Below are 18184 nucleotides of genomic sequence, written 5' to 3'. Positions count from 1 at the left end.
CGCAGCGCGTGATGCACCGAAAGCGTCGCCTGCCTGAACGCTTCCCCGCGACCTGACCAAAGGCACATGCCGCCGCCTCCGCGCCGCCAGCATCCTCGGCCCGGTGATGGAACGCCGATGGGCCCCATCGCACCGAACGGACGGCGAGGCGTGCGGCGCATGCACGGCGCCGTCTCCATGATCAGGGCGGGGCGTGCTGGCCAAGCCTGCACTCGGGCAGACCGGCGTAATGGAAGAGCGGGCAGTCACTGGTGGACGTCGTACCGGCAACGCGGCCGGGACGCAGGCGGCGCGCGGCGACATGCTGCGCGTGGGCGACCACGACATCGACCTGTCGCGGCGCACCGTGGTCTCGCGCATCGACGGCGCGTCGCGGCGGCTCACGCTCAAGTCGCTGCAGGTGCTGCTGGCGCTGGTGGACGAGGCGGGCAAGGTAGTCAGCCGCGACGCGCTGCTGGCGCGCGTCTGGCCCGACACGCTGCCCACCGACGATGTGCTGACCCAGGCCATCGCGCTGCTGCGCAAGGCGTTCGGCGACGACCGGGAAGCGCCGCGCTACATCGAAACCATCGCCAAGGGCGGCTACCGCCTGCTGGCCGCGCACGAGTGGACGCCGACGCCGGCCGATACCGCCGGCACCGCCGAAACGCAGACGCCGCCGCCAGCGCCGCGGCCCGTCCGGCGCGCGCCGCGCTGGCGATGGGCCGCGGCAGCGGCGGCATCGCTGCTGCTGGTGGCGCTGGTGGTATTCCTGCATGCCGGCGTCGCGCGCGATGACGACGACGAAGGCGCGCCGCCGGCATCCGCCGCGGCCACGTCGGCGCCCGACACCGCGCCGCCGTACCGCGCCATCGTTTCCACTACCGAGCAGGAGACCACGCCACGGCTGTCGCCGGACGGGACGCAGCTGGTGTTCGCGCGGCTGGATCCGGTCACGCGCAGGCAGCGGCTGCACATCCAGCGCGTCTCGCAGGCCAACGCCCGCCCGTTCGCCGCTCCCGGCCCCGGCGAACAGGACAGCCTGCCGGCCTGGTCGCGCGATGGCCGGCGCATCGCCTTCCTGCGCCGCGCCGGCCAACGCTGCCGCTTCATGGTCGCGGCGGCCGACGGCGGCGACGCGCGCGCGGTGGGCGATTGCACGGACCCGGATGGGCTGCCGTTCGACTGGACGCCCGATGGCCGCGGCCTGGTCACCGGCGGCACGCGCACGGCCGCGGACACGGGCGCCCTGCGCCGGCTCGACCTCGCCAGCGGGCGCTGGCAGGCCCTGGACTATGCGATCGACCGCGACGCCGTCGATGCGCTGCCGCGCCACTCTCCCGACGGCCGCTGGCTCGGCTTCCGCCGCGGCACCACCCTCGGCGACCTGTGGGTGATGCCCGCCGCCGGCGGCACGCCGCGCCGCATCACCACGCTGCGCGGCGACATCCGCGGCTGGTCGTGGCTGCCGGACAGCCGCGGCGTGGTCTTCAGCCTGGTCAAGGAGGAAGTGCGGCTGTACCGCGTCGACCTGGCCGGCGGCGAACCGCTGCCGCTGCCGGTGCTGGCCGGCGGCAACCCGGTGCACCCGGACATCGCCGCGGACGACTGGTCGATGGTGTTCGAGATCGACCGGCTGCGCAGCGGCCTGTTCCGCCTGCGCACCGATGGCCGCGGCGCCGCCGAGCCGCTGTTCGCGTCCAGCGGCGTGGACCTGACGCCGGGCATTTCCACCGACGGCGCCACCCTGGCCTTCGTATCGGATCGCAGCCTGCACGCGCAGTTGTGGATCGGCCAGCCGGCGCGGCCGGAAACCCTGCGTGCGGTGGCCGGCATCGTGCCGGTGCCGCGCCATCCGCCGGTCTGGTCGGGCGACGGCCGCCGGCTGCTGGTGATCGGCCGCGGTGAGGACGGCGACCGCCTGTTCGAGGTGGACGTCGGCAGCGATGCGGTGACGCCGCTGCCGGTACCGGCGCCGTCGCCGACGTTCGCCGCCTACACCGACCGGGACGACCGCCTGCTGGTTGGCATCGACGGTGGCCGGGGCAGGCTGCAGCTGGTGCTCTATGCGCGGCCGGACTGGCGCCGCGTCGCCGCCGTGGAAGACGTGTCCGTGGCGCGCTACGACGCCGTCGGCCGGCGGGTCTGCTTCACGCGGCCGGCGCGTGCGGGCATCTGGTGCGCCGACACCGGGCTGGGCTCAATCGTCGCGTACGACACCCGGCTCCCCGCGCCCGCCCACTACCGCGAATGGAGCGTCGCCGGCGGGACGATCTACTACGACGGACCGGCCGATGGCTGCCAGACCTCCTGGCGCCCGCTGGGCGACGGCCGGTCCGACGATGACGGCGCCTGCCTGATCGCCGCCCAGGGCGCCCTGCCCGGCTCCAGCAGCGTCGACGCCGCCGGCCGTTGGCTGCATGTCTCGCTGCCGCTGGAACACAACATCGATGTCGGCTGGACGCCGCTGCAGGCGCCGGCAGCGAGCGGCGGTCGATAGCCGCACCGGCATCGGGCGCCGTGCCCGGAAACGCGCCCGTCATCGCGCTGCGCTAATGTCGGCCATCGCTTCCGCGCCGTGCTTTCCCATGCCCGCCACGATCCTCCCGGCCAATGCCCACAGGCGGCCGCACCGCCGCGCACCGCCGTGGCGCAACGCACATGCGGCCTGAAACCGCACCCGATGGCGCGGGGCCTGCGCATGCACGCGAAAGCGCGTGGCACGTGTTCCTCGTCTTCCTGCGCCTGGGCCTGACCTCCTTCGGCGGGCCGGTCGCGCACCTGGGCTATTTCCATGCCGAGTTCGTGGTACGGCGGTGCTGGCTGGACGCACGCGGTTATGCCGACCTCGTTGCGCTGTGCCAGTTCCTGCCGGGGCCGGCCAGCAGCCAGGTCGGCATGGCGCTGGGCATGACGCGATGCGGCTACCGCGGCGCGCTCGCCGCCTGGGCCGGATTCACCCTGCCCTCGGCCATCGCCCTGGTCGCTTTCGCGCTGTTCCTGTCCGGGCACCCGGGCGCGATTCCGGCCGGCGCGCTGCACGGGCTGAAGATCGCGGCGGTCGCGGTGGTGGCGCAGGCGGTCTGGGGCATGTGCCGGAACCTGTACGCGGGCGGCGCGTGGCTCGCCCTGATGCTGGCGGCCACGGGCGTCGCCCTGCTGGTTCCTTCCGCCTTCGCGCAGCCGGGAATCACTGCCGCCGCCGCGGGCGCCGGGTTGCTGCTGTTCAAGCCCACGCCGCCACGCGAACACGCCGCATGGGCGATGCCCGTCGGGCGCCGCGCCGGCGCGGCGTGGCTGGTGGCGTTCCTTGGCCTGCTGGCCGGGCTGCCGCTGCTCGCCGCGCTGCTGCCGGGCCAGGCCATCGCCGAGGCCGATGCCTTCTTCCGCGCCGGCGCGCTGGTGTTCGGCGGCGGCCACGTGGTGCTGCCGCTGCTGCAGGCCGCGGTGGTGCCGCCGGGCTGGGTGGACAACGACGCCTTCCTCGCCGGTTACGGCGCGGCGCAGGCGATGCCCGGGCCGCTGTTCGCGTTCGCCGCCTTTCTCGGCGCCTCCATGCACGTCGCGCCTTCGGGCTGGAGCGGCGGACTGCTGTGCCTGCTGGCGGTATTCGCCCCGTCCTTCCTGCTGGTGACCGGCGCCCTGCCGTTCTGGAACCGGCTGCGCCTCAACGCGCGCATGCGCGCGGCGCTGACCGGCATCAACGCGGCGGTGGTCGGCCTGCTGCTGGCCGCGCTCTACGACCCGGTGTGGACCAGCGTCATCCACGCGCCCCTGGATATCGCGCTGGCACTGGCCGCGCTCGCCGCGCTGGCGCTGTGGAAACTGCCGCCGTGGCTTGTGGTGGTCGGCTGCGGCGTCGCCGGCGCGTTGTCGGGTACGGCCGGCCTGTCATGACGCAAACGGCCGGGGCGGATGCCGCCCCGGCCGTCCGTTACGCCAGCGCTTCGCGCCGCGCTTATTCCACCGTGACGCTCTTGGCCAGGTTGCGCGGTTTGTCCACGTCGGTGCCGCGCGCCAGCGCGGTGTGGTAGGCCAGCAACTGCACCGGGATGGTGTGCACCACCGGGCTGAGCACGCCGGCGTGGCGCGGGGTGCGGATCACGTGCACGCCGTCGGACGCGGTGAAGTTGCTGTCCTGGTCGGCGAATACGAACAGCTCGCCGCCGCGCGCGCGCACTTCCTGCATGTTGGATTTCACTTTCTCCAGCAGGCTGTCGTTGGGCGCGATCACCACCACCGGCATCTCCGCGTCGACCAGCGCCAGCGGGCCGTGCTTGAGCTCGCCGGCCGGGTAGGCCTCGGCGTGGATGTAGGAGATTTCCTTGAGCTTGAGCGCGCCTTCCAGCGCGATCGGGTAATGCAGGCCGCGGCCGAGGAACAGCGCGTTGGACTTGCCGGCGAAGCGCTCGGCCCAGGCGACGATCTGCGGCTCCAGGTTGAGCACGTGCTGCACGCTGCCGGGCAGGTGCCGCAGCTGTTCCAGGTAGTCGGCTTCCTGCGCGGCATCGACGCGGCCGTGCAGCTTGCCCAGCACCACCGCCAGCTGGAACAGCGCCGCCAGCTGGGTGGTGAAGGCCTTGGTCGAGGCCACGCCGATCTCGGCGCCGGCGCGGGTGTAGCAGACCAGTTCGCTGGCGCGCGGGATCGCGCTCTCCGGCACGTTGCAGATCGACAGCGTGTGGGTGTGGCCCAGCGCCTTGGCGTACTTGAGCGCCTCCATCGTGTCCAGGGTTTCGCCGGACTGGGAAATGGTGACGACCAGGTGCCTGGGATTGGCGTAGGCGGCGCGGTAGCGGTACTCGCTGGCGATCTCCACGCTGCACGGCAGGCCGGCGATGGCCTCGATCCAGTAGCGCGCGGTGAGGCCGGCGTAGTAACTGGTGCCGCAGGCGAGGATCTGCACGCCCTCGATGCCGGCAAGCACCGCCCCGGCATTGCGGCCGAACAGCGTGGCCGGGAACCCGCCGGCGTCGATCGCCGCCTCGAGGGTGTCGCCCAGCGCGCGCGGCTGCTCGTGGATTTCCTTCTGCATGAAGTGGCGGTACGGGCCCAGCTCCAGCGAGGCCAGCGACACGTCGGACAGGCGCTCCTCGCGCCGCACCGGCGTGTCGTCGGCGCCGAATACGCGCACGCCGGCGCGGGTCAGCTCGGCGGTGTCGCCCTCTTCCAGGAACATCACCCGGCGCGTGGCCGAGATCACCGCCGAGACGTCGGAGGCGACGAAGTTCTCGCCCTCGCCCAGGCCCACCAGCAGCGGGCAGCCCATGCGCGCGACCACCATGCGTCCCGGCTCGGCGCGGCTGATCACCGCCAGCGCGTAGGCGCCGGTCAGCTCCTTCACCGCGCGCTGCAGGGCGCCGAGCAGGTCGTCCGGATCGGCCTGCAGGTGGTGGTGGATCAGGTGCGCGATGACCTCGGTGTCGGTCTGCGATTCGAACGCATAGCCCAGCGCGCGCAGGCGTTCGCGCTGTTCCTCGTGGTTCTCGATGATGCCGTTGTGCACCAGCGCCACGCCGTGGCTGATGTGCGGATGGGCGTTGGATTCGGTGACGCCGCCGTGGGTGGCCCAGCGGGTGTGGCCGATGCCCAGCGTCGCGGCGAAGCCCTCGGCGGCGGCGGCGTTCTCCATCTCGGACACGCGGCCGGTGCGGCGCACGCGGCGGATGTCGCGGTCTTCCAGCACGGCGATGCCGGAGGAATCGTAGCCCCGGTATTCCAGCCGCTTCAGTCCTTCGATCAGTACCGGTACCACGTCGCGATCAGCGATCGCTCCCACAATGCCGCACATAGTCCATCCGTCTGGATTCACAGGCGGACATTCTAGGTCAGCCGGTTCGGACATCCACCGGACAACGGCCGGACATCGCCTCCGCGGACACTGTCCGCGCAGGTGTCCGCGGACACCCGGACACCGTGCCCTGCGGAAAACATTTCTTTGTTTTCAATCATTTGAAAGTTGGCACGGCACCTGCTTAACCGTTACCAACTCCGCCAGTGATGCCGACGATGATCCGCGACACCTCCGCACAGGACCACACCCTTTCCCAGCGCCCCCGGCCGCAGTGGCGCCGCTGGCTGTGGCCGGCCGTGGCCACGGTCGTGGTGCTGGCCGGCATCGGTTTCGTCGCCAAGGGCTGGCTCGGCGGGTCGCGTTCGTTCGACGGCGCGCGCCTGCGCATCGCCACCGTCGGCCGCGGCGACCTGGTGCGCGACATCGCCGCCGACGGCCGCGTGATCGCCGCCAACAGCCCGGTGCTGTACGCGATCTCCGCCGGCACGGTCACGCTGAAGGTGGTGGCCGGCGACGTGGTCAAGCAGGGCCAGGAGCTGGCGGTGATCGACAGCCCGGAACTGCGCAGCAAGCTGGCGCAGGAACAGGCCACCCTGGCCGGCCTGGAAGCCGAAGCCGGCCGCGCCGCACTGGACGCCACCCTGGCCCGCGCCACCGCCAGCAAGGTCACCGACCAGGCCGCCATCGACCGCCAGGCCGCCGCGCGCGACCTGGAGCGCTACCAGCGCGGCTTCGACGGCGGCGCGGTGCCGCAGGTCAACCTGGCCAAGGCGCAGGACGACCTGAAGAAGGCCGAGATCACCCTGCAGCACGCGCGCAGCGACGCCGCGCTGCAGAGCCAGGGCGCCGATCTGGACGCGCGCAACAAGCGCCTGCTCGCCAACCGCCAGCAGGCGGTGGTGGCCGAAGTGCAGCGCCAGGTGGACGCGCTGACCCTGCGCGCGCCGTTCGACGGCCAGGTCGGCCAGGTGCAGGCCACCCAGCACACCCAGGTCGCGGCCAACGCGCCGATCCTGGGCGTGGTGGACCTGTCGCGCTTCGAGATCGAGATCAAGGTGCCGGAGAGCTTCGCCCGCGACCTGGCGATCGGCATGCCGTCCCAGCTCACCAGCGGCTCCGGCCAGCCGTTCCCGGGCGAGATCTCGGCGGTGTCGCCGGAGGTGGTCAACGGCGAGGTCGTGGCCCGCATCCGCTTCTCCGACAAGCAGCCCGAGGGCCTGCGCCAGAGCCAGCGCATGAGCGCGCGCATCCTGCTCGACACCCGCAAGGACGTGATCAAGGTCGAGCGCGGCCCGTTCGTCGAGCAGTCCGGCGGCCGCTACGCCTGGGTGGTCAACGGCAGTACCGCCAGCCGCCGCCCGGTGCAGTTCGGCGTCAGCAGCCTGGGCGAGGTCGAGATCGTCTCCGGCCTGCAGCCGGGCGAGAAGGTCGTCGTTTCCGGCACCGACCTGTTCGGCGATGCCGAAAGGGTTTCCATCAATTGATGCAAAGCCGGGAAAGGGGAACAGGGAACCGGGAATGGAAGTGACTGCAATCGTCCGGGCCCCTGCAAGAGCAGGCACCTGTCCTTTCGCCACTCCGCTTCCTGTCCGCCACGCCTGGTCCTGCATTCCCCGCTCCCCGTTTCCCGCTTCCCGTTTCTCCTTTCCCAGAGGTCATCCCATGCTCCAGATGCAATCCGTCTCCAAGGTCTTCCGCACCGAGCAGGTCGAAACCCACGCGTTGCGTTCGCTCGACCTGCATGTGCGCGAGGGCGAGTTCGTCGCCGTCACCGGCCCGTCGGGCTCGGGCAAGACCACCTTCCTCAACATCGCCGGCCTGCTGGAGACCTTCACCAGCGGCCAGTACCTGCTCGACGGCCAGGACGTCAGCCACCTGGGCGACGATGCCCGCTCGCGCCTGCGCAACCAGAAGATCGGCTTCATCTTCCAGGGCTTCAACCTGATCCCCGACCTGAACCTGTTCGACAACGTCGACGTGCCGCTGCGCTACCGCGGCATGCCGTCGGCCGAGCGCCGCGAGCGCATCGAAAAGGCGCTGAGCAGCGTCGGCCTGGGCTCGCGCATGAAGCACTACCCGGCCGAACTGTCCGGCGGCCAGCAGCAGCGCGCCGCCATCGCCCGCGCCCTGGCCGGCAGCCCGCGCCTGCTGCTGGCCGACGAACCGACCGGCAACCTGGACACGCAGATGGCGCGCGGCGTCATGGAGCTGCTGGAGGAGATCAACAGCCAGGGCACCACCATCGTCATGGTGACCCACGATCCGGAACTGGCCGCGCGCGCGCAGCGCAACGTGCACATCGTCGACGGCCAGGCCACCGACCTGCTGCGCGATCCGTCGCTGGGCCGTGGCGTGGCGGCCACCGAAGCGGCCACGCAGGACTGAGGAACGGACATGCTGTCGCTGCTCCCGTACTACCTCGGACAGGGCCTGCGCAGTCTGCGCCGCACGCCGGTGCTCACCGGGCTGATGGTGCTGTCCATCGCCATGGGCATCGGAGCGGCGATGACGACCCTGACCGTGCGGCACCTGCTTTCCGGCGACCCGCTGCCCGGCCGCAGCCAGCACCTGTACTACCCGCAGCTGGATGCGATGCCGGGCGTGGAGCCGCGCACCAATCCGCCGGACATGCTCGACTACACCTCGGCCGTGGACCTGTGGCGCGCCGGCAAGGCCGACCGCCAGGCGCTGGTGGTGGACAGCCCGGTGAAGCTGCAGGCGCCGGAAAGCGGCGAGCCGGCGAGCATGACCACCATGCTCTCCACCACCGCCGACTTCTTCCCGATGTTCCAGGTGCCGATGGCCTGGGGCAGCGGCTGGTCGGCCGAGGACGACGAACGCCGCGCGCGCGTGGCGGTGATCTCCTGGGACCTCAACCAGCACCTGTTCGGCGGCCAGGACAGCACCGGCAGGATGCTGCGCATCCGCGGCAGCGACGTGCGCATCGTCGGCGTGCTGGCGCCGTGGCGGCCTTCGCCGCAGTTCTACACGGTGGCCGGCGGCCGTTTCTCCCAGGGCGACACGGCGTCGTACTACGCCAAGCCCGAGGACGTGATGGTGCCGTTCTTCACCGGCCTGCAGATCAACGCCGGCAACTTCCGCCAGTTCACCTGCTGGGGCCTGCCCGAGCGCCCCGGCTACCTGGAGAACTCCAACTGCGTGTGGCTGCAGCTTTGGGTGCAGCTGGACAGCGGCGCCAAGGTGGCCGCGTACCGCCAGTTCATGGACGGCTACGTGCGCCAGCAGCACGAGCTGGGCCGCATCAGCCAGACCGGCAATGTGCGCCTGCCCGGCCTGATGGAATGGCTGGACTACAACGGCGCGGTGCCGCGCGACGCGCGCCTGCAGGCGTGGCTGGCGCTGGCCTTCCTCGGCATCTGCCTGTTCAACACCGTCGGCCTGCTGCTGGCCAAGTTCCTGCGCCGCAGCGGCGAGATCGGCGTGCTGCGCGCGCTCGGCGCCACCCGCTCGATGGTGTTCGCGCAGTGCCTGGTCGAAGCGGCGCTGATCGGCCTGGCCGGCGGCCTGGCCGGCCTGTGCCTGACCCTGCTGGGCCTGTGGAACGTGCGCCAGCAGCCGCTGGAATACGCCGACATGGTGCACCTGGACCTGCCGATGCTGGCCCTCACCTTCGCCCTGGCCGTGGCCACCACGCTCGTCGCCGGCCTGCTGCCGGCGCTGCGTGCGAGCCGGATCGACCCCGCACTGCAGGTCAAGTCGCTGTGAACATGCTCATGGACATCAAACCCATCCTCGCGACCCTGACCCGGCACCGCGTCTCGGCGCTGCTGATCACCCTGGAGATCGCCCTGGCCTGCGCGGTGCTGTGCAACGCGCTGTTCATGGCGGTGGCGCGCATCGACCTGGTCGGCCTGGACAGCGGCGTGGACGAAGCGGCGCTGGCCACGCTGGCGCTGAACGATTGCGAGGGCTGCAACCCGGCCGACATCAACGGCCGCTGGCTGGATTTCCTGCGCCGCCAGCCCGGCGTGCAGGCCGCCGGCGTGGTCAACAGCCTGCCGTTCGCACAGCGCGCCGGCGCCGCCGGCGTCACCCTGGATGCCGAGGGCAAGCGCTTCGGTGGCGTGCCGCACTTCTACACCTTCGACCCGGGCGCGATCCAGGCGCTGGGACTGGTGCCGGTGCAGGGCCGCGCCTTCACCGCTGCCGACTACCAGCCGATCGACAACTTCCTGCCGGCCAGCGCGCAGGTATGGATCACCCGCGATTTCGCCGCGCACCTGTGGCCCGGCGAGAGCCCGCTGGGCAAGGAGTTCTGGATGGCCAGCTCGCGTTTCAGCGTGGCCGGCATCGTCGAGCACTTCGCCGTGCCCGATCCGGGCCGCAGCGAAGGCGGCGTCGCCGCGGCGCAGTGGTCGGTGATCGTGCCGGTCACCACCGACGCGCAGAGCGGCACCTACGTGGTGCGCGCCGATCCGCGCGACCTGCCCGGCATCCTCCAGGCCGCGGTGGCCGCCGCGCCGACGCTGGCGCCCGAAGCCATCCTCAACCGCGAGTACAGCCGCACGCTGACCGAGCTGCGCCACCGCTATTTCACCCAGGACCGCGCCATGACCCGGCTGCTGCTGGGCGTGTGCCTGGCGATGCTGCTGGTGACCGCGCTGGGCATCGTCGGCCTGGCCAGCTTCTGGGTGCAGCAGCGCACCAAGCAGATCGGCATCCGCCGCGCGCTCGGCGCCACCCGGCGCCAGGTCGTGGCGTACTTCCAGACCGAGAACCTGCTGCTGAGCGGCGCCGGCATCGTGCTGGGCATGTTGCTGGCCTATGCCGGCAACCAGTTGCTGATGCATTACTTCGAGACCGCGCGCCTGCCGCTGCTGTACCTGCCGCTCGGCGCGCTTGCCCTGTTCGCGCTGGGCCAGGCCGCCGTCATCGGCCCGGCACTGCGCGCCGCCACCGTTCCGCCCATCGTCGCCACCCGCGGTCAATGACCGCCCGCAAGGATCCGACCATGTTCGCCTACTACTTCAAACTGGCGTTGCGCAGCTTCCGCCGCAACAAGGTGCTCACCGCGCTGATGGTGCTGGCCATCGCGCTGGGCATCGGCGCGGCGATGACCACCCTGACCGTGTTCAAGGTGCTTTCCGGCGACCCCATCCCGCACAAGAGCGAGCGCCTGTTCTACGTGCAGCTCGATCCCTACACCCGCGACGGCTACAAGCCGGGCGAGGAGCCGGAGTGGCAGCTGACCCGCTTCGACGCCGAGGAACTGCTGCGGCAGAAGAAGGCGCCGCGGCAGGCGATGATGACCGGCGGCAGCGGCATCGTCGATCCGCGCGTGGACGCGCTCAAGCCGTTCAACGTCGGCGCGCGCTACACCTCGGCCGATTTCTTCCCGATGTTCGACACACCGTTCCTGTACGGACAGGGCTGGAGCGGCGCCGAGGATACCGGCCACGCGCGGGTGGCGGTGATCAGCCGTACGCTCAACGAGAAGCTGTTCAAGGGCGCCAACAGCGTCGGCCGCGAGGTGCTGTTCGAAGGCCACCCGCTGCGCATCGTCGGCGTGCTCGACGCCTGGACGCCGCGCCCGCAGTTCTACGACCTGTTCTCCGGCCGCTACGGCCGCCAGGAGGAAGTGTTCGTGCCGTTCTCCACCTCGCGCGACCTGCAGCTGGACCGCAGCGGCAACATGAACTGCTTCGGCCGCGAGATCGTCAACGACGCGACCGCGTTGAACGTGCCCTGCTCCTGGATCCAGTACTGGGTGGAGCTGGACTCGGCCGGCGACGCCGCCGCGTTCAAGACCTACCTGGACAACTACTCCGACCAGCAGCGCGCCGCCGGCCGCTTCGAGCGTCCGGCCAATACCCGCCTGCGCAACGTGATGGAGTGGCTGGACGTGCGCGGCGTGGTGCCCGGCGACGTGCGCCTGCAGATGTGGCTGGCGTTCGGCTTCCTGCTGGTGTGCCTGGTGAACACCGTCGGCCTGCTGCTGGCCAAGTTCCTGCGCCGCAGCGGCGAGATCGGCGTGCGCCGCGCGCTCGGCGCCAGCCGCATGGAGATCTTCAAGCAGTGCCTGGTCGAGGCCGGCACGATCGGCCTGGCCGGCGGCCTGCTCGGCCTGCTGCTCGCGCTCGGCGGGTTGTGGGCGGTGCGGCAGCGCCCGGCCGAATACGCGTCGCTGGCACACCTGGACGGCTCGATGCTGCTGCTGACCTTTGCCCTGGCCATCGTCGCCAGCCTGCTCGCCGGCATGCTGCCGGCCTGGCGCGCGATGCAGGTGGCGCCGGCGCTGCAGCTCAAGAGCCAGTAACGCTGGAACTACTGAGGGGTGGGGAGCGGTCGAGGAATCGGCTCTCTCCGCCCGCTTCCCACTCCTCGTCTTTATTCCGCTCCCGGAGAACCCCATGGAAATCCGTCCCATCCTCTCCACGCTGGCGCGCCACAAGACGGCCGCGGCCCTGATCGTGCTGGAGATCGCGCTGAGCTGCGCCATCATCTGCAACGCGCTGTTCATCGTCTCCCAGCGCATGGAAACCCTGAACCTGGCCAGCGGCATGGACGACGACCGCCTGATCGAGATCGGCCTGAGCGGCATCGGCCAGCAGACCGACGGCGACGCGCGCAGCGCCGAGGACCTGGCCACGCTGCGCGCCATCCCCGGCGTGGAGCGCGTGGCCATCACCAACCAGCTGCCGTTCCAGAACGGCAGCTGGAACACCTCGCTCTCGCTCTCGCCCGAGCAGGAAGTGCCCACGCTCAACGCCACCCAGTACCTGGTCAGCGAAGGCACCCTGGCGACCATGGGCCTGAAGCTGGTTGCCGGCCGCGACTTCAACGTCGACGAATACAAGAGCAACGACACCCTGAGCGAGGTCGAGGACGTCACCGGCCTGAGCTCGGCGATCATCGTCAGCAAGCCGGCCGCCGACAAGATGTTTCCGGAGGGCGGCGCGGTCGGAAAAACCGTGTACATGGCCAACATCCCGCTGACCATCGTCGGCGTGGTCGACACCCTGCTGCGCCCGAACATGCAGAACAACAACCGCACGTTCTCGGTGATCTTCCCGATCCGCATGAACTTCGCCAACGGCGGCCGCTACCTGGTCCGCGTCGCCGACCCGGCGCGCCGCGCCGAAGTGCTCGAGCAGGCGCTGGCCGCGCTGGACAAGAAAGATCCCAACCGCCTGGTGTGGCGCAAGGTGACCTTCGAGGAAGGCCGCGCCAGCTACTTCGCCAACGACCGCGACATGATCGGCCTGCTGCTGATCGTCAGCGGCCTGCTGCTCCTGGTCACGGCGCTGGGCATCGTCGGTCTGGCCAGCTTCTGGGTGCAGCAGCGCACCAAGCAGATCGGCATCCGCCGCGCGCTCGGCGCGACCAAGGGCCAGATCCTGCGCTACTTCCAGACCGAGAACTTCCTGCTGGCGACGATCGGCATCGTGATCGGCATGCTGCTGGCCTACCTGCTGAACCAGTGGCTGATGGGGCGTTACGAGCTGCCGCGCCTGCCGCTGCTTTACCTGCCGGTCGGCGCGGGCACGCTGTGGCTGCTGGGTCAGATGGCGGTGTTCGGCCCGGCGCGGCGCGCCGCGGCGATCCCGCCGGCGGTCGCCACCCGCAGCACCTGACCTGCAAGCCCTTCTCCCGCCGGGAGAGGGGTGGGGGTGAGGGCAGAAGGAAACAGACCCGGCCCAACCTCTTCCCCTCATCCGGCGCTTCGCGCCACCTTCTCCCGAGGGGAGAAGGAAATCAGGAACCTTCATGCTCGCCTACTACCTGCAGCTCGCGCTGCGCAGCTTCCGCCGCAACAAGGTGCTGACCGCGCTGATGGTGGTGACGATCGGCATCGGCATCGGCGCGGCGATGACCACGCTCACGCTGTACAAGGTGCTGTCCGGCGATCCGATCCCGGGCCGGAGCGCGCAGCTGTTCTATCCGCGGCTGGAGCCGCGCACGCTGGGCCGCGATACCAGCCTGGACGCGGAGCCGATGGAGCAGATGACCCGCTTCGACGCCGAGGAACTGCTGCGGCAGAAGCGCGGCAGGCGCCAGGCGCTGATGAGCGCCGGCTCGGTGACGATCCTGCCCGAGGGCGCCGCCGCGCAGCCGTTCCGCGCGCCGTCGCGCTACACCTCGGCCGATTTCTTCGCCATGTTCGCCGCGCCGCTGCGCGCCGGCCATGCGTGGAACGCGGACGACGATATCGCCCGCGCGCGCGTGGCGGTGATCGGCGCCAAGCTGGCCGGCAGGCTGTTCGGCGACGCCGACCCGATCGGGCGCGAGATCCGCATGCCGCAGGGCACGCTGCGCGTCATCGGGGTGATGGACGAATGGAATCTCAACCCGCGCTTCTACGACCTGAGCAACCGCCGCTTCGGCGGCGGCGAGCAGGTGTTCCTGCCGTTCTCCGCCTCGCGCGACATGCGCCTGCCCACCCAGGGCAGCATGAACTGCTGGGGCAACAGCAACGGCGACCCGGAAGGCGCGCGCAGCCTCAACGCGCCCTGCACCTGGCTGCAGTACTGGGTGGAACTGGAATCGCCGGACCAGGCCGCCGACTACCTCAAGTACCTGGCCGACTATTCGGACCAGCAGCGCGCCGCCGGCCGCTTCGAGCGCCCGACCAACGTGCGCCTGGACGACGTGATGGGCTGGCTCGACTACAACCGCGTGGTGCCCAACGACGTGCGCATGCAGATGTGGCTGGCATTCGGTTTCCTGCTGGTGTGCCTGCTCAACACCGTCGGCCTGCTGCTGGCCAAGTTCCTGCGCCGCAGCGGCGAGATCGGCGTGCGCCGCGCGCTCGGCGCCGCGCGCGGCGACATCTTCCGGCAATGCCTGACCGAGGCCGGCGCGATCGGCCTGGCCGGCGGCCTGCTCGGCCTCGGCTTCGCCGCCCTGGGGCTGTGGCTGATCCGCCAGCAACCGGACGACTACGCGCGCCTGGCGCAGATGGACACCAGCACGCTGCTGCTGACCCTGGCACTGGCGCTGGCCGCCAGCCTGCTGGCCGGCCTGCTGCCGGCGTGGCGGGCGATGCAGGTGCCGCCGGCATTGCAGCTCAAGAGCCAGTGAAGCAGGAACGAGTGAACAGGAGTGAGAAGTGAGAGAAGTCCAGATCAAGAGCGCCTGCAATCAAGTCTGTCGTTTTTTCATGAGCAGTGATCGCAGCTGAGAAGTGAAGCAACGGCTTGCCATCGCTTCTTCTCGCTCCTCACTCCTCTTCACTCACTCCTCGCTCCCGGAGATTCCCATGGAAATCCGCCCCATCTTCTCCATCCTGATGCGGCACAAGACCGCCGCGGCGCTGATCGTGCTGGAGATCGCGCTGAGCTGCGCGATCATCTGCAACGCGGTCTTCGTGATCGGCCACCGCGCCGGCGAGATGCGCCGCGACAGCGGCATCGCCGAGGACGAGCTGGTCTACATCAGCGTCAGCAGCCTGCAGCCGGACCGCAACCGCGACGCGATGCGGCGCGAGGACACCGCCACCCTGGCGGCGGTGCCGGGGGTCAGGTCGGTCACCAGCGTCAACCAGCTGCCTTATGGCGACAATGTCTGGGCGTCGGGCATCAACCTGCGCCCGGGCCAGGCCGAGTCCGACGTCACCGCATCCAACTACATGGACGACGGCCGGCTGCTGCCCACCCTGGGCCTTCGCGTGGCCGAGGGCCGCAGCTTCAACGCGGACGAGTACCAGGACCAGGAAGTACTGGAGACGGCCGGCATCTCGCCGCAGGTACCCGCGGTGCTGCTGAGCCGCCCGCTGGCGGCGCGGCTGTTCCCGGGCAGGAACGCAGTCGGCCAGGACATCTACGTCTGGGGCGACCAGCCCAGCCGCGTGGTCGGCGTGGTCGACCGGCTGATCGCGCCGGGGCGCGGCCGCACCTTCGAGGACAGCTTCCACACCATGATCTTCCCGTTGCGGGTGTCCAACGGCGGCTATGTGCTGCGCACCGACCCGGCACGCCGCGACGAAGTGCTCAAGGCCGCCGTGGCCGCGCTCAACCGCGCCGACCCCAACCGCATCATCGGCCAGCAGAGTACGGTCAGCCAGATGCGCCGTGACTTCTACAGCCGCGACCGCGCGGTGATCTGGCTGCTGGTGAGCGTCTGCGTCGCGCTGCTGGCGGTGACCGCCTTCGGCATCGTCGGCCTGGCCAGTTTCTGGGTGCAGCAGCGCACCCGCCAGATCGGCATCCGCCGCGCGCTCGGCGCCACCCGCGCGCAGATCCTGCGCTACTTCCAGGCGGAGAACCTGCTGCTCACCACCACCGGCATCGTGCTCGGCGTGCTGCTGGCCTATGCCCTCAACCTGACCCTGATGCGCCAGTACGAGCTGCCGCGCCTGCCGTTGGCCTACATCCCGGCCAGCGCGCTGCTGCTGTGGCTGCTGGGCCAGGCCGCCGTGTTCGGCCCGGCGCGGCGCGCGGCCTCCATCCCGCCGGCCGTCGCCACCCGCAGCGCCTGAGGAGCGACGCCATGAAAACCGCAAGGCGCCTGCTGCTCCTGCTGTCGTTGTCGCCCGCCACCGCGCTGGCGGCCGACGACCTGGCCACCACCGTCGCCGCGCTCGACCGCGCGGTGTTCGACAGCTTCAACCGGTGCCAGGATCCGGCCCAGCTGGAAAAGCACGCCGGCTACTTCGACCCGGCGGTCGAGTTCTACCACGATACCGGCGGCGTCACCTGGACACGCGAGGCAATGCTCGACAACACCCGCAGGCATGCCTGCGGCCGCTACACGCGTGAACTGATCGACGGCCGCCTGCAGGTATTCCCGGTCAAGGACTTCGGCGCCATCGCCCAGGGCAGCCACCGCTTCTGCGACACCGCCAGCGGCAGGTGCGAGGGACTGGCCGACTTCGTCATGCTCTGGCGCCTGCACGACGGCCAGTGGTCAATCACCCGCGTGCTGAGCTACGGCCACCGCGCCGCGCCTTCGCCGGCCGGGCGACAACCATGAACTACACGCTGGAGACCGGACCACACACCCCTCGGCCGACCTCCCTGGCATCGCGCGCCGCGCGCCTGCCCCCTGCGGACGCCGCGCGCAGCGTGTAAGGTCTGCGCTGCCCTTTCCCTTCCACCTGCCCGAACCGTGATGCCGCAGATACTGATCATCGACGACAACGCCGCCGTGGCCACCGCGCTGGACGTGCTGTTCTCGCTGCACGACATCGAGACGCGCCATGCGTGCTCGCCCGCGCAGGGGCTGGCGATGCTCGCCGAACAGGAGTTCGACCTGGTGATCCAGGACATGAACTTCACCGCCGACACCACTTCCGGCGAGGAAGGCCAAGTGCTGTTCCGGCAGATCCGCGACAGCTGGCCGGACCTGCCGGTGATCCTGCTCACCGCCTGGACCCACCTGGACAGCGCGGTGGAGCTGGTGAAAGCCGGCGCCGCCGACTACCTGGCCAAGCCCTGGGACGACGGGCGCCTGCTGACCACGGTCAACAACCTGCTGGAACTGGCCGAGACCCGGCGCGAGCTGAGCCGCCGCCGCCAGCGCGAACTGAAGCAGCGGCAGAGCCTGCACGAGCGCTACGACCTGGCCGGCGTGATATTCGCCGACCCGGCCAGCGAGCGCGTCATCAGCCTGGCCTGCCAGGTCGCGCGCTCCGACCTGCCGGTGCTGATCACCGGCCCCAACGGCGCCGGCAAGGAGAAGATCGCCGAGATCATCCAGGCCAACTCCGGCAAGCGCGGCGGCCCGTTCGTCGCGCTCAACTGCGGCGCGATCCCCGCCGAGCTGATCGAGGCCGAGCTGTTCGGCGCCGAGGCCGGCGCCTACACCGGCGCCAACAAGGCGCGCGAGGGCAAGTTCGAGGCCGCCGATGGCGGCACCCTGTTCCTGGACGAGATCGGCAACCTGTCGCTGACCGGGCAGATGAAGCTGCTGCGCGTGCTGGAGACCGGCCGCTTCGAGCGCCTGGGCTCCAACCGCGAGCGCCAGGTGAAGGTGCGCGTGGTCAGCGCCACCAACGCCGACCTGCCGGCGATGATCCGCGACGGCGGCTTCCGCGAGGACCTCTATTACCGCCTCAACACGGTCGAGCTGGCGCTGCCGGCGCTGGGCGAACGCCGCGAGGACATCCTGCCGCTGGCCCGCCACTTCCTCGGCGACGACGGCAAGCCGCTGTCGCCGCAGGCCGCGCAGGCGCTGCAGCGCCACACCTGGCCCGGTAACGTGCGCGAGCTGCGCAACGTGATCCAGCGCGCGAGCCTGCTCGCGCAGGGGCCGCGCATCGAGGTTGCCGACCTGAACCTGCCGCGCGCACCGCAGCGCCCCACCGCGCCGGCGGACGAGCCGGACCGCGCGCGCATCGTCGGCGCGCTGGAACGCGCCGGCGGCGTCATCGCCCAGGCCGCCGCCGACCTCGGCCTGAGCCGGCAGGCGCTGTACCGGCGCATGGACCGCCATGGCATCCCGCGCGAATGA

Annotated in this window: 13 protein-coding genes; 12 read left to right on the top strand and 1 reads right to left on the bottom strand. The window is 70.8% G+C overall.

Features of this window, described 5'->3' with window-relative positions; translation table 11 throughout:
- Window positions 1–193: 193 nt before the first annotated feature.
- Window positions 194–2479, top strand: a complete 2286-nt coding sequence (locus ABTV91_RS05005) for a winged helix-turn-helix domain-containing protein (protein WP_433853510.1) — start codon at window positions 194–196, stop codon at window positions 2477–2479.
- Between the two features lie 224 nt (window positions 2480–2703).
- Entirely contained in the window at window positions 2704–3876 is a 1173-nt protein-coding gene (chrA, locus tag ABTV91_RS05000) for a chromate efflux transporter (protein ID WP_433853509.1), read from the top strand.
- 61 nt (window positions 3877–3937) lie between these two features.
- On the opposite strand, the gene glmS is transcribed toward chrA, so the two are convergent.
- Entirely contained in the window at window positions 3938–5770 is a 1833-nt protein-coding gene (glmS, locus tag ABTV91_RS04995) for a glutamine--fructose-6-phosphate transaminase (isomerizing) (RefSeq protein WP_433853508.1), read from the bottom strand.
- 218 nt (window positions 5771–5988) lie between these two features.
- Between glmS and ABTV91_RS04990 the strand changes: the two genes are divergently transcribed.
- The 10 genes from ABTV91_RS04990 (at window position 5989) to ABTV91_RS04945 (ending at window position 18184) form a co-directional block, all read left to right on the top strand.
- Window positions 5989–7257 (top strand): efflux RND transporter periplasmic adaptor subunit, encoded by a 1269-nt coding sequence (locus ABTV91_RS04990; protein ID WP_433854125.1) that lies wholly within the window; start codon window positions 5989–5991, stop codon window positions 7255–7257.
- Window positions 7258–7435: 178 nt separating this feature from the next.
- Entirely contained in the window at window positions 7436–8158 is a 723-nt protein-coding gene (locus ABTV91_RS04985; protein ID WP_153191192.1) for an ABC transporter ATP-binding protein, read from the top strand.
- Window positions 8159–8176: 18 nt separating this feature from the next.
- Window positions 8177–9499, top strand: a complete 1323-nt coding sequence (locus ABTV91_RS04980; protein WP_433854124.1) for an ABC transporter permease — start codon at window positions 8177–8179, stop codon at window positions 9497–9499.
- 8 nt (window positions 9500–9507) lie between these two features.
- Window positions 9508–10725 carry an ABC transporter permease gene (locus tag ABTV91_RS04975; RefSeq protein ID WP_433853507.1) on the top strand — a complete coding sequence of 406 codons (1218 nt, stop codon included), beginning with the start codon at window positions 9508–9510 and terminating at the stop codon, window positions 10723–10725.
- Window positions 10726–10745: 20 nt separating this feature from the next.
- Window positions 10746–12050 carry an ABC transporter permease gene (locus ABTV91_RS04970; protein ID WP_433853506.1) on the top strand — a complete coding sequence of 435 codons (1305 nt, stop codon included), beginning with the start codon at window positions 10746–10748 and terminating at the stop codon, window positions 12048–12050.
- A 94-nt stretch (window positions 12051–12144) separates the two neighbouring features.
- Entirely contained in the window at window positions 12145–13368 is a 1224-nt protein-coding gene (locus ABTV91_RS04965) for an ABC transporter permease (RefSeq protein ID WP_433853505.1), read from the top strand.
- A gap of 133 nt (window positions 13369–13501) precedes the next feature.
- Window positions 13502–14815: an ABC transporter permease gene (locus tag ABTV91_RS04960; protein ID WP_433853504.1), complete on the top strand. Its 1314-nt coding sequence runs from the start codon at window positions 13502–13504 to the stop codon at window positions 14813–14815.
- 178 nt (window positions 14816–14993) lie between these two features.
- The gene (locus tag ABTV91_RS04955) at window positions 14994–16211 is read left to right on the top strand and encodes an ABC transporter permease (RefSeq protein ID WP_433853503.1); all 1218 of its coding nucleotides are present in this window, start codon (window positions 14994–14996) and stop codon (window positions 16209–16211) included.
- An 11-nt stretch (window positions 16212–16222) separates the two neighbouring features.
- Entirely contained in the window at window positions 16223–16705 is a 483-nt protein-coding gene (locus tag ABTV91_RS04950; RefSeq protein ID WP_433853502.1) for a nuclear transport factor 2 family protein, read from the top strand.
- 138 nt (window positions 16706–16843) lie between these two features.
- Window positions 16844–18184, top strand: coding sequence for a sigma-54-dependent transcriptional regulator (locus ABTV91_RS04945; protein ID WP_433853501.1), 1341 nt, complete (start codon window positions 16844–16846; stop codon window positions 18182–18184).

Origin of the sequence: Stenotrophomonas nitritireducens (genome assembly GCF_050984405.1) — a bacterium.
Classification (GTDB): Bacteria; Pseudomonadota; Gammaproteobacteria; order Xanthomonadales; family Xanthomonadaceae; genus Stenotrophomonas; species Stenotrophomonas nitritireducens_B.
This window is presented reverse-complemented; position numbering and strand designations above follow the sequence as displayed.

Coding starts and splice junctions, on each gene's coding strand:
- glmS (WP_433853508.1), bottom strand. CDS start 5,770: ATGTGCGGCATTGTGGGAGCGATCGCTGATCGCGACGTGGTACCGGTA.
- ABTV91_RS04990 (WP_433854125.1), top strand. CDS start 5,989: ATGATCCGCGACACCTCCGCACAGGACCACACCCTTTCCCAGCGCCCC.
- ABTV91_RS04985 (WP_153191192.1), top strand. CDS start 7,436: ATGCTCCAGATGCAATCCGTCTCCAAGGTCTTCCGCACCGAGCAGGTC.
- ABTV91_RS04975 (WP_433853507.1), top strand. CDS start 9,508: ATGGACATCAAACCCATCCTCGCGACCCTGACCCGGCACCGCGTCTCG.
- ABTV91_RS04970 (WP_433853506.1), top strand. CDS start 10,746: ATGTTCGCCTACTACTTCAAACTGGCGTTGCGCAGCTTCCGCCGCAAC.
- ABTV91_RS04965 (WP_433853505.1), top strand. CDS start 12,145: ATGGAAATCCGTCCCATCCTCTCCACGCTGGCGCGCCACAAGACGGCC.
- ABTV91_RS04960 (WP_433853504.1), top strand. CDS start 13,502: ATGCTCGCCTACTACCTGCAGCTCGCGCTGCGCAGCTTCCGCCGCAAC.
- ABTV91_RS04955 (WP_433853503.1), top strand. CDS start 14,994: ATGGAAATCCGCCCCATCTTCTCCATCCTGATGCGGCACAAGACCGCC.
- ABTV91_RS04950 (WP_433853502.1), top strand. CDS start 16,223: ATGAAAACCGCAAGGCGCCTGCTGCTCCTGCTGTCGTTGTCGCCCGCC.
- ABTV91_RS04945 (WP_433853501.1), top strand. CDS start 16,844: ATGCCGCAGATACTGATCATCGACGACAACGCCGCCGTGGCCACCGCG.